Raw genomic sequence first — 21,330 nt, forward strand, 5'->3', positions numbered from 1 at the left:
CCGGCTGGCGGCTACACTGGCCGCCTTTGCCCGGGGCAGCGGGCAGCATCCCAGCCCCGAGGCCCCGCCGACTGGAGCCCCGCCATGAACAACACCCCCCACCCAGAGCCCACGGACGCCGCCGCATCTGCCGCCTTGGCCGCCCCGGCCCTGGGTCCCGATGAACTCGACGAGATGGATACCCTGCTGGACGATCTGCGCACGCGCGGCGAAGAGATCCCGCAGTGGGAGTTCTGCGACGGCTTCCTCACGGCGCTGATCTGCAGCCGCCGCCCCATTCCGCCCTCGGAATACCTGCCCATGCTGCTGGGCGATGGCTCGGCCATCGACCTGGCCGAAGGGGAGCCCCTGCCGCTGCTGCCGGCGTTTGCCGATGCGGCCCAGCAGGCGCGGTTTCTGGAGCTGTGGATGCTGCGCTGGAACGAGGTCGAGGCGCAGCTCGACGCCCCGGTCGAATCGCTGGACGACGACCGCACCTTCCAGCCCGAGGCCATGGACATGCGCGGCGCCGTGGCCAGCCTGCCCGAAGACCAGCGCGCCGAAATGGCCGGCCAGGAGATCCCCTCGTTTGGCCAGGTGTGGGCGCTGGGCTTCATGTTCGCCGTCGAAAACTGGCCCGAGGACTGGGCCGCACCGCGCGACAAGGAAGCCGCCAAGTGGCTCGACGATGCGCTGGACAGCATCGTTGCCCTGACCGAGGACGACACCGGCAAGCCCGAGGTCTGCATGTTCAGCGAGGACGGCCCGCCCAGCACCAGCCAGGCCCGCGTGGAAACCTTCGGCGAAGCCATCTGGGCCGTGTACGACCTGCGCCAGCTCTGGAAAAGCCTGGGCCCGCGCATCGAAACCGTGCGCAAGGTGGCTGAACCCGGCCGCAATGAGCCCTGCTGGTGCGGCAGCGGCAAGAAGTTCAAGAAGTGCCACGGGGGATGAGTACAACCCCCTGAGGCGCTGCGCGCCTTCCCCCTTCTCTCGAATCGCGATGCGATTCGAGAGAAGGGGGACGCCACCAGCGCGGCGGGGCGGCCCTTGCGCGGTGGCCGCTGGTAGCGCCGCGCGCACCGAAGAGGCCAGCATCAGTGCGAACGCGTGGCCTCCAGAGGCGGTACGATGGTTTGTATTTGTTTGCTATTTAATTTGTAGCTTTTGACGCTTTATGCATAGGCGCTAGAGCCTTTTTGATCTGAAATCCCTCGCAGCGCGCCTTCGGGCGCGCTTTGCTTTTTCCAGGGCACCTCGCATGACCCCTTCTTTCCTTACCCGCCTGCGCGCCGAATGGGCGCCCAGCATTCCGCGCGAACTGCTGGCCGGGGCCGTGGCCACGTTTGCGCTCATCCCCGAAGTCATCGCGTTCTCGTTCGTGGCGGGTGTCGATCCGTCCGTGGGGCTCTTTGCCTCGTTCGTCATCAGCCTGGTGATCGCCTTCACGGGCGGGCGGCCCGCCATGGTGTCGGCCGCGGCGGGCTCGGTGGCGCTGGTGGCCGCGCCGCTCGTGCAGTCGCACGGGCTGGGCTACCTGCTGGCGGCGGGGCTGCTGGCGGGGGCCGTGCAGGTGGCGTTCGGGCTGATGAAGCTGGGCGTGCTGATGCGCTTTGTGTCCAGCTCGGTGCGCACCGGTTTCGTCAATGCGCTGGCGATCCTGATCTTTGCCGCGCAGCTGCCGCACCTGGTGGGTGCCGGCGCGGCCACCTGGGCCATGCTGGCGCTGGGGCTGGCGCTCATCTACGGCCTGCCGTGGCTGGGCCAGCGGCTCGCGTGGCCCGCGCTCACGGCCATCCCGTCGCCGCTGATCTGCGTGGTGGTGCTGTCCGTTCTGGCCTCGGCCCTGGGCCTGCGTCTGCCCACCGTGGGCGACCTGGGCCAGTTGCCGGACTCGCTGCCAGTGTTTGCGCTGCCGCAGGTGCCGGTGTCGCTCGACACCCTGCGCATCATCCTGCTGCCCGCGCTGGCGATTGCCATGGTGGGCCTGCTCGAATCGGTGCTCACCGCCGCCGTGGTCGATGAGCTGACCGACACGCCCAGCGACAAGAACCGCGAATGCGCGGGCCTGGGGCTGGCCAACATCGCATCCAGCCTGTTTGGCGGTATTGCGGGCTGCGGCATGATCGGCCAGGCCGTGGGCAACGTGAAGTACGGCGGGCGCGGGCGCCTGTCCACGCTGTTTGCCGGGGTGTTCCTGCTCATCCTCATGGTGGCGCTCAAACCCTGGGTGTCGCAGGTGCCGGTGATTGCGCTGGTGGCCATCATGGTCATGGTGTCGGCCGAAACGTTCGACTGGAAATCGCTGGGCGCCCTGGTGCACCACCCGCGCCTGTCCAGCGCCGCCATGCTGGCCACCGTGGCCGTCACCATCGCCACCCACAACCTGGCCGCTGGTGTGGCCGTGGGCGTAGTGCTCAGCGGGGTGTTCTTTGCATTCAAGGTCTCGCGCATGCTGGACGTGCGCGTGCACGACGATGGCGCCACCGGCCAGCGCACCTGGCGCGTGTCTGGCCAGGTGTTCTTTGCCTCGGCGGATGCGTTCATCGAATCGTTTGACGTGCGGGGCGCCGAAGGCCGGCCGGTGTGCATCGACGTGACGCACGCGCATTTCTGGGACATCACCGCCGTGGCCGCGCTCGACAGGGTGGTGGAGCGCTTGCGCCACCACGGCTGCACGGTGCAGGTGCTGGGGCTGAACGAGGCCAGTGCGGTATTGATCGACCGCATGGGCAGCGCGGCAGAGGCCCGCGCGCCCGGTGGCGGTTGAGTCAGCCCTGCGCCAGAAACTTCTTCAAGTTCGCCGCTGCCGTGCTGCGCACCTTGCGCCGGAGCGAGGGCGACCAGCCCAGCAGCAGCCCTGGCAGGCCCAGGGCCTGACGCGACCAGCGCCAGAAGCCGAAGCGGTCGCGGTGCGTGGCGATCAGCCCGTCGGACGTGAAGGTGAACGTGCCGTCGATGGTGTTGTGCACCTTGCGCCCCGTGGCACTGAAGAGGTAGTGCGCCTCCCAGTGCGCCTTGCCGCCGTTGGCGTCGGCGTCGATGCCGCTGAACTCCAGCTTCCAGTGCTCGGCGACGCCAGGCTTCTTGGTGGCAGTGCACAGCATGCGCCACATGCCGCCCACCTGGTCACGGCCTTTGAGCGAGAACGCTTCGTCGTCAAACGTGGCGTCGGGTGCGTAGCAGGCCGCCATGGTGGCATGGTCGAGCTGGGCAAAGGCGGTGTAGAAGCGTTGCAGGGTCTGGGCATTGGGGTGCATGGGGTCTCCTGGATTGGGCGGTATGGTGGCTAAGCCGGCGCCATCCGCTGCACCACTCCCCGCAAGGCATGCGCCAGCGTGGCCTGCCGCACGGCGGCGCGGTCGCCCGCAAAGCGCCGCATCTCGGTGGTGACCACGCCGTCCGTGCTCCAGCCAAACCACACGGTGCCCACGGGCTTTTCGGCGCTGCCACCGGTGGGCCCGGCCACGCCGGTCACCGCCACGCTGACCTGCGCACGGGAGTGGGCCACGGCCCCGCCAGCCATGGCGCGCGCCACGGGCTCGCTCACTGCGCCATGCGCTTCGATCAGCGCGACGGGCACGCCCAGCATCTCGGTCTTGGCGGCGTTGGAATAGGTAACGAAACCGCGTTCGAACCACTGGCTGGAGCCCGCCAGGTCGGTGCAGGCGGCGGCGATCATGCCGCCGGTGCAGCTCTCGGCGGTGGCCAGCATCCAGCCGCGCGCCAGCAGCTGGGCGGAAATTTGAGTCAAAACGGCCTCTGGTGCTTGTGCATCAAGCGCTGGCAGCGCATCTTTTGATCGTGATGACGGGCTCACCAGAAGAACCTCCACAGCGCGATGAACAGCAGGGTGCAGAAGGCCGCCATGAAGTCGTCGAACAGGATGCCCCAGCCGCCGCGCCAGCCGAAGCCCTTGAACAGCTGGTCGGCCCAGCCCACGGGCCCGGGCTTGGCGGCATCCAAGTAGCGGAACAGGGCAAACGCCACGGCCTGGCCCCAGAACCCCATGGGCATGGCCAGCCACAGCACCAGCCAGAAGGCCACCACCTCGTCCCAGACGATGCTGCCGGGATCGGACACACCCATGTGCCGCGCCGTGACGGTGCAGGCCCACCAGCCGACCAGCGTGCCCGCGCCGATCAGCAGGCCGATCTGCTGCGTGCCCAGCCAGTGCTGCAGCACCAGAAAGGCCAGCCAGGCCCACAGGGTGCCCACGGTGCCCGGCGCCTTGGGGCTCAGGCCTGCGCCAAAGCCCAGCGCAATGCAGTGCGCCGGGTGCTGCAGCATGAAAGTGGCGCTGGGCCGCCGTGGCGGCGGTGGCGTGCCGGGGGCGCGCGGCGTGGCATCGGTCACATCAACCGGGTCAACCGGACCGCGCGGGGCGCCAGGGGGGGAGGGAATCAAGCGGGGGCTCCGGGGCGTTGCATCAGGGGTGGGAATGCTAGCAGCCCGCGCTGCAGTCGCCCGGCTGCTGCGCCAGGAGCGTTCTCAGGCGGATGGGGCGGGCGCGGCCTCGGGCAGGCGCACCAGCAGCACCGGCACGGGGGAGGTGCGGGCGATCTGCTCGGCATCGCTGCCCAGGAACATGCGCGCCAGGCCGCGCCGCCCCTGGGTGCCCAGCACGATCAGGCGGGCGCCCCATTGCCGGGCCTCGTCGATCACCAGCGTGGCCACCTGGGCGTCCATGGCTTCCAGCAGCCGGGTCTCGGTCTGGATGCCTTGCCCGGTGAGCTGATCGCAGGCCTTGCGCAGCATGGTGTCAGCGCACTTCAGGGCCACGGGCAGGAAGTCGGTGCGATACACCTCGGGGCGCACGAAGCCAACCGCATGCGTCAGCGGATCGACGATGTGCAGCAGGCGCATCTGCGCGCCCACCTTCAGTGCCAGGCTGGCGGCTTCTTTCAGGGCTTGTTCCGACGTGGGGCTGCCGTCGAAGGGGACCAGGATTTTTTCGTACATGGAAAACGCTTTGCAAAAGTGGAAGGGTGAACTCAGTGGCCTGGCATGCTGACCAGCGCGAGGGCGCGCCAGGCAGCAATCCACTCTTCGTTGGTGGGCTCCACCGCCACGGGCACGCGGCTGGCGGCGTTGTGCTCGCCAATGCCGGCGGTGAAGACCAGCATGTCCAGCCCGCCCAGCACGGCGGTCATGGCGCCGATCTCGCGCACGATGCGCCGCACATACAGCGCTAGCGCGGCCTGCACGCGTTCGTTGCCGGCCTCCTGCTGCAGCAGCACGCGCGGGTCGGACGACAGGCCCGACAGGCCCAGCGAGCCCGTGAGGGCCACGCGCGGGAAAAACGCCGCACGCGCCGCGCCGATCTGCGCCTGGGCCGCGCGCAGCGGCGGCATCGACAGGCTGTCCAGCCGCGCGGCTGCAGCGGGCGCTGCCACGGGCGCCTCCACCAGCAGCGCCAGGGCGTTGGCCTGCTGTGCGCGCGCCTGCTCCAGCTGGGTGCCCAGTGCCTGGGCCTGCGTGAGCAGCGTCTGCACCTGGGTCAGGTTCAGCCGCGAGGCGGAGCCCACATCCACGCGGCGCTGGAAGATGCGCAGGCTTTCCTGGCGGCTGGCGATGGCCTGGTGCGCCAGCTCCAGGCGCTCGCCGAGTTCCCGCAGTGCCGCATCGTTCAGGCTGCGCACCCGCCCCCAGAAGTCGATTTCCCAGCTGGCCAGGCCCAGGCCCGCCTGGATCGGCGCGCTGGATGCCATGGGCGGCGCGGGCCTCCTGCACGCGCAGCGCGGTGGCGCGCAGGCCGCGGTTGTTCGCTAGCGCCTGGGCAATCAGGGTTGGCAGGCGCGGGTCGGTGAAATAGTCGCGCCAGCCGGTGGTGGCGGCCGGGGTGCCCTCGTCGGGCGCGGGCATGGCGTAGTGCGCAGGCACCGGCAGGGCGGGCGTTTCATGGGGTGGCGCCATGGAGGCGCAGCCGGCCAGCGCCCCGATGGCGGCCACCAGGGGGAAGGCGCGCAGTGCGGTGGGATGACTGGTGTGGTACGGGTGGCGATCCATGGCTATTTCTGCAGCACATAGGTGCCCGGGGCGTCGCCGACGGGCTTGTAGGCGCCCGACCCGGTGCGTGGGGGCTTGACCGGTGCGCCCGAGCGCGCCTTCAGCCACGCCAGCCAGGCGGGCCACCAGGAGTCGGGTGTTTCCGGGGCGGTGGCCAGCCACGCGTCAGGCGGCAGGTAGTTGCCGCCCGCCGGACGGGTCAGCATCTGGAAATGCCGGCGCGGGTTGCCGGGCGGGCTGACGATGCCTGCATTGTGGCCGCCACTGGTGAGCACGAAGGTGGTTTCGGCGGGGCTCAGCTGCTGCAGCTTGAAGACCGAACGCCAGGGCGCCACATGGTCGGTGACGGTGCCGACCATGAAGGTGGGCAAGGTGATGTCGCCCAGCGCCACGGGCTTGCCGCCCACCGGGTAGCGGCCTTCGCTGAGGTCGTCGTCGAGGAACAGCCGGCGCAGGTACTGCGAGTGCATGGTGGCCGGCATGCGCGTGGTGTCGGCGTTCCAGGCCATCAGGTCGTTCACGGGGGGCCGCTCGCCCAACAGGTATTCGTTGACCAGGCGCGACCAGAGCAGGTCGTAGGAGCGCAGCATCTGGAACGCGCCGGCCATCTGGGCCCCGGTGAGGTAGCCGGTCTGGGCCATTTGCGCTTCCAGCAGGCTGATCTGGCTGTTGTCGATGAACAGGGCCAGTTCGCCCGGCTCGGTGAAGTCGGTCTGCGCCGCGAACAGCGTCATGGAGTCCAGGCGCTCATCCCCGTCGCGCGCCATGGCGGCGGCCGCAATCGCCAGCAGCGTGCCACCCAGGCAGTAGCCGGCGGCGTGCACCTTGGCCTGGGGCACGATGGAGTGAACGGCGTTCAATGCGGCGTGAAAGCCCTGGTCCAGGTAATCGTCCATGCCCAGATCACGGTCCTCGGGACCGGGGTTGATCCAGGAAATACAGAACACCGTGTGCCCCTGGTCCACCAGATATTGGATGAGCGAGTTGGGGGGCGACAAGTCGAGGATGTAGTACTTCATGATCCACGCCGGCACGATCAGGATCGGTTCGGGGTGCACGGCTTGGGTGGTGGGCGTGTACTGGATCAGTTCCATCACGCGGTTCTTCAGCACCACCTTGCCGGGGGTGATGCCCACATCGCGGCCGACCACGAAATGCTCGGCGCCCGCGGGTGGTGCGCCTGCGGCATGGCGCCTGGCGTCCTCCAGCAGATGGAGCGCGCCACGCGCCAGGTTGGCGCCGCCTTGCGCGAGCGTGCGGTTCAGCACCACGGGGTTGGTGGCCAGCTGGTTGCCGGGCGAGAACACGTCGAGGAACTGCCGGGCCGCGAAGGCCACCATGTCTTCGTGGTGCTTGTCCACCCCCCACACGCCGTGCGTTGCGGCGGCCCACCATTGCTCGGTGAGCACAAAGGACTGGTGCACGAGGTTGAAAGGCCACTGCTGCCACGCGGGGTCGGCAAAGCGCCGGTCCTGGGCAGGGGTCGCCACGGCATGGCGGGCTTCCTTGTCGGGGCCGGCCGCCATCCGGGCCTGGGCGTAGGCGGCCATCTCCTGCCCCTGGCGCAGCGCCAGGTGCGCCAGGTCCATGCACTTGCCTGGCGAGGCGGCCAGATGCAGGGCCCAGTCACTGCCCGCCATCAGGGCGGAGGCGTGGAACAGCGACGCGACGCTGCGGGCCAGTGCCGCATGGACGGTGGGGTCGAGCCTCTCGGCCATGGACAGGGGCGTGTTGGTGGGGGTTGGCATGTGGGGAGTCTCCGGCGAAGAGCGGGCCAAGGGTGCCGGGATACTTTACGAAGTGGCGGCGTGTGCGAATTGACGTGTGTCAATTTGTGGCGGATTGCCGACGGGGCGGCCGCTGTCAGCGCACCCGCATAGGCAGGGACCAAGACACAACGATGTCAACGATGTCCCCGCCGAACGCGCCGAACGCGCCGAACGCGCCGTCGCACGATGCCCTGCGGTGCGCGTGCGGGGATGTGAATCCGGGCGCGAATTCAGCCGGGCGCGAAGTGATCGAATGATGCGTAGCGCCGTGCGACCGGCTGCCCCTGCGCATCCACCAGCCGCAGGCCCGGCGTGGCCTCGATGCGACCGATGCGCGTGACGGGCGTGTCGCTGGCCAGGGCCGCGGCGGCCACCGCAGCGCGCCGGGCCAGCGGGGCGGTGAACGCCAGTTCGTAGTCGTCGCCCCCCGCCAGCGTGCATTGGCGAACCAGTTCGGGATCAAATCGGCCGATAGATTTTGGTGGATAGGCGCTGGCAGCTATCAAATTTGAAATTATTTGGGTGTCGAGGCACGCCCCGACACCCGACGCTTTCAGGATGTGCGACAGGTCGCCCAGCAGCCCGTCGCTCACATCCAGGGCACTGCTGGCCACGCCGCGCAGGGCCTGGCCCAGGGCCACGCGGGGCGTGGGCTGCTCCAGCCGCAGGCGGCTGGCGGCCAGCACCTCGGGGGGCAGGACGATGTGTCCCTGCAGCGCCTCCAGCGCCAGGCGGGCGTCGCCCAGCGTGCCGCTCACATAGATGTCGTCACCGGGCCGTGCGCCGCTGCGCAGCAGGGCTTGGCCGGCTGGCACTTCGCCGAACACGGTGATGCAGATATTGAGCGGGCCCTGCGTGGTGTCGCCTCCCACCAGCTCGCAGCCATGGGCATCGGCCAGCGCCAGCAACCCGCTGGAGAAGCCCGCCAGCCAGGCCCCATCCACGCGGGGCAGCGCCAGCGCCAGCGTGAAGGCCAGCGGGCGCGCGCCGCAGGCCGCCAGGTCCGACAGGTTCACGGCCAGCGCCTTGTGGCCCAGGCGTTCGGGGGCTACATCGGCAAAGAAATGCCGGCCCTCCACCAGCATGTCGCTGGACACGGCCAGCTGCATGCCCGGCGTGGGCGCCAGCAGCGCGCAGTCGTCGCCCACGCCGAGCGCGGCGCGCTGCACGGGCCGCGTGAAATAGCGTGCGATCAGGTCGAATTCACCCATGGGTGAGGATTGTGCGGTGTATCGAGTGCAGAGCCGCCAGTGCGTGGTACGGGCGCTGGCGGCGTCCCCCTGGGGAAAGGCGCCGAAGGCGACTCAGGGGGGATCAGTTCGTGCCACGAAAGCGCAGCGCGGCCTGGCGGCTGACTTCGGCCAGCAACTGTTCTTCGCGCTGGCACTCGCGCAGCCAGCGGGCGTCGTTGTGACCGGCTTCGGCCTCGGTGCGCAGCATGTGCATGGCGTTCGATGCACCTTGCATGGCGGCGTGTCCGGCGATCTGGTCCATGGTCATGCGGATATGGTCGCGCAGCGGCATGTGGCTGCCGGTGGCCGGGTCCACATACACGGCGTCCATGCCAAAGCGGCAGGCCTGAAAGCGGTTGTAGGTGTAGACGAGGTAGTCATCTTCCTGGGGCATGAACGGCTGCTCGGCCAGGAACCATGCGCCCAGCGACTGCACGAAACCGGCCAGCGCGGCGGCGCGCTCGATGGTCAGCGGGGTGTCGAACACGCGGATCTCGATGGTGCCGAACTCGGGCTTGGGGCGGATGTCCCAGTAAAAGTCCTTCATGCTCTTGACCACGCCGGTGCGCGTCATCTTGTTGAAATAGGCCGTGAAATCGTCCCAGGTCAGCGCAAACGGCGCACGGCCCGACAGCGGAAACGCAAACACCGAGTTGAGCCGCGCCGAGTCGAACGCCGTGTCCTGCCCCTGCACGTAGGGGCTGGACGCCGACAGCGCAATGAAGTGCGGGATGTAGCGCGACATGCGGTGCAGCATCAGGAGCGCCGCGTCGGCATCGGGACAGCCGATGTGCACATGCTGGCCAAAGATGGTGAACTGCTTGGAGAGGTAGCCATACAGCTGCGACAGTTCCTGAAAGCGCGGTTTGTCGTAGATGCGCCGCTCATGCCACTGCTGGAACGGGTGTGTGCCGCCACCCACCACGGCAATGTTGAGCTTGTCGGCGCTCTTGACCAGCGCTTCGCGGATGGGACTGAGCTGACCCAGCACCTCGCTGGCCGAATGGCAGATGCCGGTGGAGATCTCGATCATGCTGTTGGTCATCTCGGGGACCACGCTGCCGGGCAGCGGCACCTTGCGCATCAGGCGCAGCATGTCTTCGGCGTAGGGCGCCAGGTCGTAGTCGTGGGTGTTGACCAGCTGCAGTTCCAGCTCGACGCCCAGCGTCAGCGGCTCGGAATGGTGAAATGCTTCAAGACTCACTGCTGTCTCCATGGCCGCCGCGCGCGAGCGGGGCCCAGGGTTTGGAACTCTCGCCCGCGCGGTAGATGGCCACCGTGGCGATCACGGCACCCAGCACTTCCATGAGCAGGATGGCCGGCAGCGCCACGCGGGCGATCAGATGGCCCGTGGAGGGCGATGCCACCACGAACTGCGATGCGATCAGCAGCGCGATGGCCGACATGGGTGTCATGGCGCAGCCCACCCACAGGGCCTGGCGCCAGCTGGCGCCGCTGCCCACATTGCCCAGTCCCACGCCCACGGCCTTGGCCACCAGGCGCACGGCGATCAGCGCCAGCACCACGCCGGCCACGGGGCCGCTCCAGTCGGCCTGCGCCGCTACCGTGGACACCAGCACGAACATCAGCATGGTGAGCAGCGACGAGGCGGTGCCCAGCTGGCGCGGCCAGGCCCAGGGGCGCGGATTGAGCTGCTTGAGCAGCATGCCGCCCAGCAGCGCCGCCAGGGGGGCAGAGCCGCCCATGTGCGCGGCCACCGCCGTGGCCGCGGCGATCAGGGCCAGCAGCAGCATGGAGGTGTTCTCGCTGGTGGGGTTCATGAAGCGCAGGGCCATGCGCAGCACCAGCGACAACACGGCCGCCACGATGATCGACACGCCCAGCACCACCACCACGGGATACATGGTGTCGAGCAGCGTGACGCTTTGGCGGTTGATCTGCTCTGCGCGGGCGCTGCCCAGCGTCAGCGCATACAGGGTGGACAGGGTGGCGAGCACGATGGCGCGCTCGGTCACCGGGCCGGCTGCGCGGGTGTCCGCCACCACGCGCGTGAGCACGGCGGGCGAAGCCGCCAGCGCCACCAGGGCCAGGGGGGCGGCCACATGCGCAGGCATGTCGAGCCACACCAGCACCCAATAGACGGCAAAGTAGGTCAGCGCCGATTCGGCAATGCTCTGCACCAGCACCATGGGGTTGTGGCGAAACCAGCGCAGCGGAATGCGCGCGCCGCATTCGAACAGCACGATGGAGATACCGAGCTCCAGCAGAAACAGCCCAATGCCTTGCAACGGCCACACCGCCCCGCTGAAGCCCGCCAGACCGGCAACGGTGCCGACCAGGGAATAGCCCACCACCTTGGGCAGACCCGTGTGGCGCTGGGTGAGGTAGCCCACCATGGCGGCCACTGCCAGCAGCAGTGACCACTGCACCGTGGGCAGCCCCGCCGAAGGGCGCAGCCACTGGGCCCAGAAGCTCAGGATTTCATTCATGTCATAGGTCCTCTCCATCAGACGGGCAGCGCCCGGTGGACGGGAAGAAAAAGCAGGCTGCCAGCCGGCCCCGCAGTCCTTCCCGGCGGTTGCCTGAATTTACCTGCGCAAACGCGAGGCCCCTGTAGGACAGGGGCGTTCGTGCTGGCGCAGGCCAGTTACGCCCGAATCAGGCGGCCCGGCGTTCAGGTACGAAAAAGCTCAGAGGCGCCTTGCGCAGGCGGCGCCGCATCGCTGCATAGATGCGCGAGCGGTCTACACCGCTCACGTTGTGGGCACGCAATGCCAGGCGAAAAGCCAGGTAAAAACTCACACTGACATTGAGGGCGCCGAGCAGGGGAATGGTAGCAAGGGCCCACCAGAACGCACTTTGGTGAAAGGTGTTCCAGCCCAAGGCCGCCGTGGCCGCACCCAGCTGGCCCGAAGACAGTGTGACATGGCGCACATCCAGCCCCAGCCCGAAAAACCCTGCAAACGCCGGGACCAGGCCGAGCATGAAGCCCAGCGAGATGTTGGCGGCAAAGCCCGACAGGTTTTCGCGCAGGAAGCGTGCCCAGCGCGCCGCACGTTCCTGGCCCAGGCGGGCGGTGATGCGCGGGTTGTAGTGCACGGCCGAGTCGAGCCGGTGCAGCACGAACCAGTTTTCGGTCCAGCCGGCGATGATGCTGGACGCGAACAGCAGCACGCCGGTGAATGCGGCAAACAGCAGCGAGGGCCCCAGCAGGTGCAGGGACTCCAGCACATGGCCTGCCTCGTCCGCACTGATGGCCGGAGAGCCCTTGGCCCAGGCCATCAGCAGCGCCAGGCCCAGAACCAGGGGGTACACCACCAGCACATTGCCCAGCACGGCCGCCACCTGCGAGCGCACCAGGTGGGTGACTTCGTCCACGAACGACTCGATGGCCTCGCTCGAAGCCAGTTCCTTGAGCTTGGCCGCCATGGCGGGTGCCGTCATGGCCGGCTGCTTGGTCGCCACGGTGAAATGCAGCAGCTGCACCAGCACAAAGCTCGCCGCATAGTTCACGCCGGCCCAGAAACCGCCCCAGAACGCCGACAGGGCCAGCGCATACAGGCCAAACTTGACCAGCGTGGTGACGGCCATCACGGCGCCACCACCGGCGGCCTTTTTCACCATCGAGCGGTACTCGGCCGCCGTGCGCGTGATGTAGTGTTCGCCCGTCTCGGCGCTGCGTTCGGCCACCTTGGCCGCCAGCAGCGAGGAGTTGGAGGCCAGCAGCGCCCGCAGGCTGCGCCGCTCCTGCCCCACCTCCACCAGGTGCGCCAGAAGGCGGGCCGCCGTGGCGGCGGGCTGGGGAGACAGCAGGCACTCGAGCAGCTCCCGCACCCGCAGGATGCGCGCGCGCAGCTGCCGCAGCCGGAACACCAGGTCCACGGAAATGCCGTTGTCCTCGAAGTGGGTGTACACGGTGGCTGCGGCGGCCCGGCAGGCTTCCAGGCGCTCGCGCAGGCGCTGGGCGGCCTCCTGCAGCCGGTCGGGTGTGCGCAGCGCGTGCAGCACCTCGATGCGCAGGCTCTCCACGTCGCGAATCAGCGCATGAAAGGGCTGTGCTTCGCGGGCCGATGCACTCATGCGCAGGCGCAAGCCGGGCGCAAAACCGGTCGAAAGGATCTGCCCTGCGCAGTAGGTGATGGCGTCGAGCAGCGCATGCTGCCAGCGCGACGCACCCTGGGGGCTTTGCGGCATCAGCAGGGCTGCCAGCCGGTTCAGCAGGGTTTCGTCCAGCGCGCCGAGCCACTTGGCATCGAAAGCGCTGGGCAGGGCCAGCACGAAGAGTTCCGAGGCGTCGATGGTTTCGGGGCTGTGCGGCAGCAGCTGGTTGCGCAGTCGCTCAGCCGCTTCGCTGAGCACGGCCGTGTCCTTGGCGAAACCAAAATCGGCCAGCAGCGTGGTGATGTCCACGGATTCCATGAGGATGGCCCACCAGGCCTGCAGCCGGGGCTGCACGTCGGGGCGCGCCTCGACCGCTTCCAGGAACAGCTGCACACGCGCCGTGGCGCCCGGCACCGAATCGCGCGCGCCGCGCACCCAGTTCAGCAGGTCGATCAGCCACAGGTGGCGCTGTGCCATTCCTGCCTGCGGGTCCAGCGCCGCCAGCAGCCCCGCCAGGTCGGTGGCTGGCCGTTTCAATGCAGCACCCTGCCGGCCAGCGGTTGTCCCGAGGCCCCGGGGGTGGTGGCTTCCAGCACAAACAAGGGTACCGGGCAGCTGAACGGCGCACCGTCTTCTGCCACGCAATGGAAGGTGCCATGCATGGTGCCGCTGGCGGTGCGCAGGCCGCATCCGCTGGTGTACTGGAACGACTGCCCGGGCTGGAGCAACGGCTGCTGGCCCACCACGCCGAGGCCCTTGACTTCTTCCGTGTGGCCCCTGGCATCACTGATGACCCAATGGCGCGAGATCAGTTGTGCGGGCGTATCGCCCGTATTGGTGATGGTGATGGTGTAGGCAAAGCTGAAGACGCCGGAGTCCGGGGAGGATTGTTCTGGCAGGTACTCAGGCTGTACCTGCACGTCAAACTGGTACTTGGGCATGGGCGAATGGTAACTGCGACAATCGCGCCATGAGCCGTACTTTTCGCATTGCCCCTTCGATCCTCTCTGCCGATTTCGCCCGCCTGGGTGAAGAGGTGCGCAGCGTCATTGCCGCCGGTGCCGACTGGATCCACTTTGACGTGATGGACAACCATTACGTGCCCAATCTCACCTTCGGCCCCATGGTCTGCCAGGCGCTCAAGCCGCATGCGAGGACGGCCGCGGGCGTGGCGGTGCCCGTGGACGTGCACCTGATGATCCAGCCCGTGGATGCCCTGGCCGCGGCGTTTGCGGAGGCGGGCGCAGACTACATCAGCTTCCACCCCGACGCCTCGGGCCATGTGCACCGCAGCATCCAGGCCATTCGCAGCAAGGGCGTGAAACCGGGCCTGGTGTTCAACCCGGCCGAGCCGCTGGATGTGCTGGATTGGGTGATCGACGACATCGACCTCATCCTGATCATGAGCGTGAACCCCGGCTTTGGCGGCCAGAGCTTCATCGATTCGGCCCTGCGCAAGATCGAAGCCGTGCGCAAGCGCATCGATGCATCGGGCAAGGACATCCGCCTGGAAGTGGATGGTGGCATCAAGGCGGACAACATCCGCCGCGTGGCCGATGCAGGTGCGGACACTTTTGTGGCGGGGAGCGCGATTTTCGGCAAGCCCGATTACCAGGGTGTCATCGACGCCATGCGCGCGCAGCTGGCCTGAGGACGCCACGGGCTTTCATCGCAGGGTCCAGGAAGTCGACGCCAGTTGTTGTTGCACATGTGCCAACAGCCCGTCGCAGGCATCTTCCAGCAGATCCAGTACATGCTCGAAACCCTGTGCACTGCCATAGTAGGGGTCGGGCACCACGGGGCTGTCGTTGCGCAGGCAGAACTCGGTCAGGCGCCGCAGGCGGTATTGCTGTCCGGGGGGCAGCGGCGGTGCAGCTCTGACAGGTTGTCGTCATCCATGGCCAGCAGCAGGTCGAAGCGGTAGAAATCACCGTCGGTGATCTGGCGCGACCGAAGATCGGCCAGTGCATAGCCGCGCCGCCGGGCGTGGGCCTGTGCGCGCGCGTCGGGTGGTTCGCCCCGGTGCGATCCGTGGGTACCGGCGGAGTCGATGCGCACGCTTTCGGCCAGCCCGGCGCGTGCGACACGCTGGCGAAACACGCCGAGTGCGCTGGGGCTGCGGCAAATGTTGCCCATGCAGACGAAGAGAACAGAAAACTGGCGCATTTCCTTGAATGTCCCCGTCGTGTGAGGGCGCGATTGTAGGGGCGCTGCACCCGCCTGTTCCATCGAAATATCACGGTTTGAGGTGCAAAACATTTGGAATAAGATGGTCGAACAGCATGGCTTCCGGTGTGAAGCGCTGGCCATCCAGCAACGCCGCGTTGGTTCACGGTGAAACCCATGTCTGCCGATAAACGGGAAGCAAGCAAACCATGTTGATCCAGCCGGTGGTGTTGTCCGGCGGTTCGGGCACACGCCTGTGGCCGCTGTCGCGTGAAAAATACCCCAAACAATTGCTCGCGCTCATGGGCGACGATTCGTTGCTGCAAGCGACGCTGCGTCGGGTGGAGGGGACGCCTGGCGCCGACATCGCACCACCGCTGGTGGTGTGCAACGAGGAATACCGTTTCGTGGTGGCGGAACAATTGCGTGTGATCGGCACGCAAGGCCGCATCGTGCTGGAGCCGGTGGGCCGCAACACCGCTCCGGCGCTGACGCTCGCGGCGCTGGCCGCGCAGTCTGGCGGTGCCGATCCGGTGTTGCTGGTCATGCCCTCGGACCACGTGGTTGCCCAGCCCGCAGTCTTCCAGGAAGGCGTGCGCCACGCCGCGAGGCTTGCGCAGGATGGTGCCATCGTCACTTTCGGCATCACCCCGGATCGCCCCGAAACGGGCTACGGTTATATCCAGGCGGGTGCCTCGGTGGGTGAGGGCGGTGCACGCACCATCACCCGTTTTGTGGAAAAACCCGATCTCGCCACGGCCGAAGGCTATCTGCAAGCGGGTGATTACCTCTGGAACAGCGGCCTGTTCGTGCTGCGTGCTTCCGTTTGGCTCCAAGCGCTGGAGCGGTGTCGTCCCGATATCCTGGCTGCATGCCAGGCGTCGTGGAAAGATGGCGTATCCGACCTGTCGTTTCTGCGGGTCGGGGCCGAGGCATTTGCCGCCTGCCCGAGTGATTCGATTGACTACGCAGTGATGGAGCGATTGGGCGGAGCGCAGTCGCTGCTGGATCTGCCATCGGGTGTGGTGGTGCCGTTGTCGGCCGGCTGGTCCGACGTGGGCGCCTGGGACGCCCTGTGGCAAATCCTGCCCAAGGATGCGCAGGGCAATGTGGCGCAAGGGCGGACGCTGATGCAGGACAGCCGCAACACCTTGGCGCTGTCGTCGGGGCGCCTGCTGGCGTGTGTTGGCGTGCAAGGGCTGGTTGTGGTGGAGACGCCTGACGCAGTGCTCGTGGTCGATCAGCGCCACACCCAGGATGTGAAAAAAATCGTCGACCGTCTCAAACGTGACGGCCGCACCGAGGGATTGCTGCACCGCAAGGTATACCGCCCCTGGGGCTGGTACGACGGCGTTGACGCGGGTGAGCGCTTCCAGGTCAAGCGCATTCTGGTCAAGCCTGGCGGCAAGTTGTCGCTGCAGATGCACCACCACCGGGCCGAACACTGGATCGTCGTGCGTGGTACTGCCCGTGTGACCAAGGGCGATGAAGTGTTTCTTCTTTCTGAGAACCAGTCCACCTACATCCCTTTGGGGGTGACGCATCGCCTGGAAAACCCAGGCCAGGTCGATCTGGAGATGATCGAGGTGCAGTCCGGCTCGTACCTGGGGGAAGACGACATCGTGCGGTTCGACGACCTGTATGGGCGCTGATGACCGCGTTGACACCATTGGGCGGGAGCCACCTTGCATGAAGACCGAAAGAAAACCCCAGCATGTACTTGTGACCGGCGCGGCTGGTTTCATTGGCAGCCATGTGGTTGAGCGCTTGCTGGCGCGTGGCGACCGGGTTCTGGGCCTGGACAACCTCAATGATTACTATGATCCGGCGCTCAAGCAGGCCAGGCTCCGGCGACTCGAAGGGGCGCCAGGTTTTCGTTTTGTGCGGCGCGACCTGGCCGATCGCACTGGAATGGCCGAACTCTTTGCCGCCGAACGTTTCGACGGCGTCATCCACCTTGCCGCCCAGGCCGGCGTGCGCTACAGCATCACCCATCCCAATGCCTACCTGGACTCCAACCTCACAGGTTTTGGTCATGTCCTGGAGGGTTGCCGCGCCCAGGGTGTCGCGCACCTTGTGTATGCGTCCAGCTCCAGCGTCTATGGCGGCAACACCAAGATGCCGTTTGCCGAAACGGACGCCGTCGATCACCCCGTGAGCCTGTATGCCGCCACCAAGAAAGCCAATGAGCTCATGGCCCATACCTACAGCCATCTCTATGGTTTTCCGACCACCGGGCTGCGCTTTTTCACGGTCTATGGTCCCTGGGGGCGGCCCGACATGGCTTACCACCTCTTTGCCCGTGCCATCCTCGCTGGCGAACCCATTGCAGTTTTCAACCACGGGGACATGCGGCGCGACTTCACCTACATCGATGACATCACCGAGGGCGTGTTGCGCGTACTGGATAAACCCGCTACTCCAGAACGCATGGGTACAGCCCCTTACCGTGTGTTCAACATCGGTAACAGCGAACCTGTGCAACTGCTCGATTTCATCCGTTGCATAGAAAACGCGCTCGGCAAGGCGGCTGTCCGGCAGCTGCTTCCCATGCAGCCCGGGGATGTGCCGGCAACCTACGCCAGTACCCAGGCACTGCGGGACTGGGTGGGTTTTGCGCCGTCGACGCCGCTGGCGGAAGGCATAGGGAACTTCGTGCGTTGGTACCGGGCGTATTACCGCTGCGCTTGAGTCTGCCGCCAAGATGTAACGGCCCTGCGGGTATGGGCTTCCGCATTGGGGACAGGTTTTTTGCGGTCAAAAAGGCATTTACGCGTGACATTCGTTCGGGGTATGCTGCAGCGAGGCTAGGTTATTCGGCCTGTAGCTTGCAAACGATGTAAGGAGTTGTGTCATGCAGAAATACGTTTCGACGCTCCTGGATTCAATGGTTCGCGCCGTGGCAATGGCCGCATTGGCAATGGCGGTGGTTGGCTGCGCGAGTTGGTCGGGAGCGGGCCATCCGGCAGCACCGGCCAAGGCATCCGCTCCGGATTACAACTACATCGTGGGGCCTGGCGATACGCTCAATATCATCGTCTGGCGCAATCCCGAGCTGTCGCAAGTGGTGCCCGTGCGCCCTGATGGGCAGGTGTCCACGCCGCTGGTTGACGGGCTCGTCGCGCAGGGTAAGACATCGGTACAGATCGCCCGGGACGTTGAAAAGGAGCTGGGTAAATACGTGCGTGATCCGGTCGTCACGGTCATCGTGACGGGGTTCGTCGGCCCGTACAGTGAACAGATCCGCGTGGTGGGAGAGGCCGCCAAGCCGCAGTTCCTGCCCTACAAGCAAAAAATGACGGTCCTCGATGTGATGATCGCCGTGGGCGGTCTGACCGATTTTGCGGACGGCAACCGCGCAACCCTCGTGCGCTCGGCCGAGGGCCACAAGCGCTACAACGTGCGCCTGAATGATTTGATCAAACATGGCGATATCGGCGCCAATGTGGAAGTGCTTCCCGGCGATATCCTCATCATCCCCCAAGGGTGGTTCTGACTTGCCTGAGTAAGGACTGGTGCCGGCAAGGCGCCCGGCGAACAGGACATGTGTGGAGGGGGATCGAATGGATGAGTTGCTAGGCCAGATCACCACGGTCGTTCGCGGCATGTGGATCTATCGCCGTTTAGCCATGCTGATCACCTGGCTGGTGGCTGCTGTGGGGGTGGGGGTGGTGCTCATGATGCCGGATCACTACCAGGCTTCGGCGCGCGTATTTGTCGATACGCAATCCATCCTGCGACCCCTCATGACGGGCATTGCCGTGCAGCCGAACATCGAGCAGCAGGTGGCCATGCTCAGCCGCACGCTCCTGAGTCGGCCGACCGTGGAGCGATTGGTCCGCACCGTTGACCTGGATCTGGGAGCGCATTCCAAGGCGGCCAAGGATGCGGTGGTCGACACCGTGACCAAATCCATCAGCATCCAGACCACCGGACGAGACAACCTCTACACGTTGTCCTATCGCGACCAGAACCCCGAGAAAGCGCAGCGCGCCGTGCAGGCATTGCTGACCATCTTCGTCGAATCCAGCCTGGGTGCATCGCGCCAGGATTCGGACAGTGCGCGGCGTTTCCTGGACGAGCAGATCAAGAGCTATGAAGCCAAATTGACGGACGCTGAAGGCCGCCTCAAGGCATTCAAGCTGCGCAATATCGAATTGCAGTCCCAGAGCGGCCTGGACTCTGCGGGGCGGGCTGCCGAAATCGGCAACCTCCTCAGTCAGGCCAGGCTGGAACTGCGCGAGGCCGAAAGCGCGCGCGCGGCGGCAAATCGCCAGTTGGAAATGCTGCGCGCGCAAACTGGCGAGTCTCTCCTCGGTTCTGCAGCCGGCATACAGACGCCTGAGCTGGACGCACGCCTTTATGAGCAGAAGCGCAATTTGGATACGCTGCTTCAGCGCTACACCGAGGAGCACCCTGATGTGGTCAACACGCGCAGATTGATCGGGGAGCTTGAAACGCAAAAGCGTCGCGAAATGGAAGAGCTGCGGCGCAAAGCCCAGGCGGCGCCCGGATCGCCGGCAGTTCAAACCAGCCCGGCGGCGGTGGAGCTCAGCCGCATCCATTCTGCCGCCGAGGTTCAAGTAGCTTCGCTGCGCGCGCGGGTGGTCGAGTACGAGTCACGCGCCAACCGGGTTCAGCAGCAACTCAAGGTGGCTCCGCAGCTGGAGGCAGAGTTGGCCCAGCTCAACCGGGACTATCAGATCAATCAAAAAAACTATGCGGATCTGGTGTCGCGCCGTGAGTCGGCCATGATGTCGGGGCAGCTGGAAAACACGTCCAATGTGGCCGAATTTCGCGTCATCGACCCGCCGCGCGTGGCTCCCAAACCGGTTGCGCCCAATCGGGTGCTGCTGATGCCAATCACCTTGCTGGTGGCCTTGGGTGCGGGGCTGGGCATGGCTTTTCTCATGAGCCAGATCAGGCCGGTGTTCTTCGATGGGGTTGCCTTGCGCCAGTTGACCCAGCTGCCGTTGCTGGGGGTGGTGGATCTGATCCCCGGTGATGATTTCCGCCAGCGCGAATCGAGAAGTTTCAACCGCTTCGTCGTGGCCTTGCTTGCGCTCGTTTTCCTCTACGCGGGTGGCATGCTTGCGCTGTCCTACCTGTCGGGCCTTCTGGGGTGACATGCCATCATGACAAGTTCCATTGAAAAAGCGGCCCAGCGGCTAGAGCAACTGCGCAAGGCGGGGGCGCCCATGCCAGGCAACGGCATGCCATCTGAAGGGCTTGCCGCGCCGGGCACCTTGCAGCAGTTCACACCAACGGATTCGCCCGCAGAAGATGGGGCCGTCGATGTGCAGCGCAGCGAGCCAGCTTCCAAGCCGGGGTCCAAGAGCGTGCATATCGATTTGACGGCCTTGGCTGCGGCAGGCTTTGTCACGCCTCACGCGCCGCGATCCGCCACGACGGACCAGTTTCGTGTCATTAAACGGCCACTCCTGGAAAATGCAACGGGCAAAGGTGCAGCGGTGGTGGCCAATGGCAACCTCATCATGGTCACCAGCTCGTTGCCCGGAGAAGGCAAGACCTTCACAGCCATCAACCTGGCCATGAGTCTGGCCATGGAGCTGAACCACACGGTGATGCTGGTGGATGCCGATGTCGCACGCCAGTCCGTCATGAAAACGCTGGGTTTGCAGCCAGCACCTGGGCTGCTGGACTTGTTGCTGGACGACCAGATCGGATTGCCCGACGTCCTGTTGCGCACCAACATCGACAATTTCACGCTGTTGCCGACGGGACTGCCGAACCCGCGTGCGACCGAATTGCTGGCCAGTGATGCCATGGTCGCCCTGCTCAACGACATGGGCAAACGCTACAGTGACCGCATCATCGTTTTCGATTCGCCTCCCTTGCTGCTGACCACGGAAGCGCGGGTGCTGGCCCGTCACATGGGCCAGGTCGTCATCGTGGTCCAGGCCGAGAAAACGCTTCAGTCCCAGGTCCAGCATGCCCTGTCCACCATCGAAGCCTGCCCCATCAGGCTCATGGTGCTGAACCAGGCGCGCAGCCGTGGCCTGGGTGCTTATGGTTATGGATACGGTCACGGCTTCGGTTACGAGCAGAACGCCGGCGAGCCCAGGCCAGCCAACGCCGTGGCATGACATAAA

Annotated in this window: 18 protein-coding genes and 2 pseudogenes; 8 read left to right on the forward strand and 12 right to left on the reverse strand. The window is 66.4% G+C overall.

What is annotated here, in order from left to right; all coding sequences use genetic code 11:
* Positions 1-84: 84 nt before the first annotated feature.
* Together AC1Q5S_RS10950 and AC1Q5S_RS10955 are read left to right on the forward strand one after the other, a co-directional pair.
* Complete coding sequence (locus AC1Q5S_RS10950) at positions 85-933, forward strand: YecA/YgfB family protein (RefSeq protein ID WP_492238855.1); 849 nt, start codon at positions 85-87, stop codon at positions 931-933.
* Positions 934-1,240: 307 nt separating this feature from the next.
* Positions 1,241-2,749, forward strand: coding sequence for a SulP family inorganic anion transporter (locus AC1Q5S_RS10955; protein WP_422203857.1), 1,509 nt, complete (start codon positions 1,241-1,243; stop codon positions 2,747-2,749).
* Between the two features lies 1 nt (position 2,750).
* Here the strand turns inward: AC1Q5S_RS10955 and AC1Q5S_RS10960 are convergent, their stop codons facing one another.
* From AC1Q5S_RS10960 to apaG, 11 genes and pseudogenes are all read right to left on the reverse strand, one after another.
* A complete protein-coding gene (locus AC1Q5S_RS10960) occupies positions 2,751-3,239 on the reverse strand; it encodes a nuclear transport factor 2 family protein (protein ID WP_287878488.1) in 489 nt (162 codons plus the stop codon).
* Between the two features lie 29 nt (positions 3,240-3,268).
* Positions 3,269-3,694 carry a CinA family protein gene (locus AC1Q5S_RS10965; protein WP_303834665.1) on the reverse strand — a complete coding sequence of 142 codons (426 nt, stop codon included), beginning with the start codon at positions 3,692-3,694 and terminating at the stop codon, positions 3,269-3,271.
* Between the two features lie 101 nt (positions 3,695-3,795).
* Entirely contained in the window at positions 3,796-4,269 is a 474-nt protein-coding gene (locus AC1Q5S_RS10970) for a phosphatidylglycerophosphatase A family protein (protein ID WP_287878525.1), read from the reverse strand.
* A gap of 201 nt (positions 4,270-4,470) precedes the next feature.
* A complete protein-coding gene (locus tag AC1Q5S_RS10975) occupies positions 4,471-4,941 on the reverse strand; it encodes a universal stress protein (protein WP_492238856.1) in 471 nt (156 codons plus the stop codon).
* Between the two features lie 32 nt (positions 4,942-4,973).
* A pseudogene (locus AC1Q5S_RS10980) lies at positions 4,974-5,895 on the reverse strand (efflux transporter outer membrane subunit).
* Between the two features lie 95 nt (positions 5,896-5,990).
* Positions 5,991-7,736, reverse strand: a complete 1,746-nt coding sequence (locus AC1Q5S_RS10985) for an alpha/beta fold hydrolase (RefSeq protein WP_034711797.1) — start codon at positions 7,734-7,736, stop codon at positions 5,991-5,993.
* Positions 7,737-7,987: 251 nt separating this feature from the next.
* A complete protein-coding gene (gene thiL / locus AC1Q5S_RS10990) occupies positions 7,988-8,968 on the reverse strand; it encodes a thiamine-phosphate kinase (RefSeq protein WP_026435397.1) in 981 nt (326 codons plus the stop codon).
* 103 nt (positions 8,969-9,071) lie between these two features.
* Positions 9,072-10,193, reverse strand: a complete 1,122-nt coding sequence (locus tag AC1Q5S_RS10995; RefSeq protein WP_026435396.1) for a YbdK family carboxylate-amine ligase — start codon at positions 10,191-10,193, stop codon at positions 9,072-9,074.
* Positions 10,183-11,439: a cation:proton antiporter domain-containing protein gene (locus AC1Q5S_RS11000; protein ID WP_026435395.1), complete on the reverse strand. Its 1,257-nt coding sequence runs from the start codon at positions 11,437-11,439 to the stop codon at positions 10,183-10,185. Before AC1Q5S_RS11000 ends, AC1Q5S_RS10995 begins: the two co-directional genes overlap by 11 nt.
* Positions 11,440-11,608: 169 nt before the next feature.
* A complete protein-coding gene (locus AC1Q5S_RS11005; protein WP_492238908.1) occupies positions 11,609-13,528 on the reverse strand; it encodes a site-specific recombinase in 1,920 nt (639 codons plus the stop codon).
* Positions 13,529-13,584: 56 nt separating this feature from the next.
* Positions 13,585-13,992, reverse strand: a complete 408-nt coding sequence (gene apaG, locus AC1Q5S_RS11010; RefSeq protein ID WP_303834612.1) for a Co2+/Mg2+ efflux protein ApaG — start codon at positions 13,990-13,992, stop codon at positions 13,585-13,587.
* A gap of 29 nt (positions 13,993-14,021) precedes the next feature.
* Between apaG and rpe the strand changes: the two genes are divergently transcribed.
* Positions 14,022-14,702: a ribulose-phosphate 3-epimerase gene (rpe, locus tag AC1Q5S_RS11015; RefSeq protein WP_092699490.1), complete on the forward strand. Its 681-nt coding sequence runs from the start codon at positions 14,022-14,024 to the stop codon at positions 14,700-14,702.
* Between the two features lie 15 nt (positions 14,703-14,717).
* Here rpe and AC1Q5S_RS11020 read toward each other — a convergent pair.
* Positions 14,718-15,217 (reverse strand): annotated as a pseudogene (locus AC1Q5S_RS11020) (low molecular weight protein-tyrosine-phosphatase).
* Between the two features lie 209 nt (positions 15,218-15,426).
* Here AC1Q5S_RS11020 and AC1Q5S_RS11025 point away from each other — a divergent pair.
* From AC1Q5S_RS11025 to AC1Q5S_RS11045, 5 genes are all read left to right on the forward strand, one after another.
* Positions 15,427-16,869, forward strand: a complete 1,443-nt coding sequence (locus AC1Q5S_RS11025; RefSeq protein WP_492238857.1) for a mannose-1-phosphate guanylyltransferase/mannose-6-phosphate isomerase — start codon at positions 15,427-15,429, stop codon at positions 16,867-16,869.
* 37 nt (positions 16,870-16,906) lie between these two features.
* Positions 16,907-17,908, forward strand: coding sequence for an NAD-dependent epimerase (locus AC1Q5S_RS11030; RefSeq protein WP_422203869.1), 1,002 nt, complete (start codon positions 16,907-16,909; stop codon positions 17,906-17,908).
* Positions 17,909-18,071: 163 nt separating this feature from the next.
* Positions 18,072-18,713, forward strand: coding sequence for an XrtA/PEP-CTERM system exopolysaccharide export protein (locus AC1Q5S_RS11035; RefSeq protein ID WP_422203871.1), 642 nt, complete (start codon positions 18,072-18,074; stop codon positions 18,711-18,713).
* 67 nt (positions 18,714-18,780) lie between these two features.
* Positions 18,781-20,343, forward strand: a complete 1,563-nt coding sequence (locus AC1Q5S_RS11040; protein WP_492238858.1) for an XrtA system polysaccharide chain length determinant — start codon at positions 18,781-18,783, stop codon at positions 20,341-20,343.
* Positions 20,344-20,352: 9 nt separating this feature from the next.
* On the forward strand, positions 20,353-21,324 hold the full coding sequence (locus tag AC1Q5S_RS11045; RefSeq protein WP_303834600.1) for an XrtA-associated tyrosine autokinase: 972 nt from the start codon (positions 20,353-20,355) through the stop codon (positions 21,322-21,324).
* Positions 21,325-21,330 lie beyond the last annotated feature (6 nt).

Source organism: Acidovorax sp. GW835-FHT14B10 (assembly GCF_058793725.1).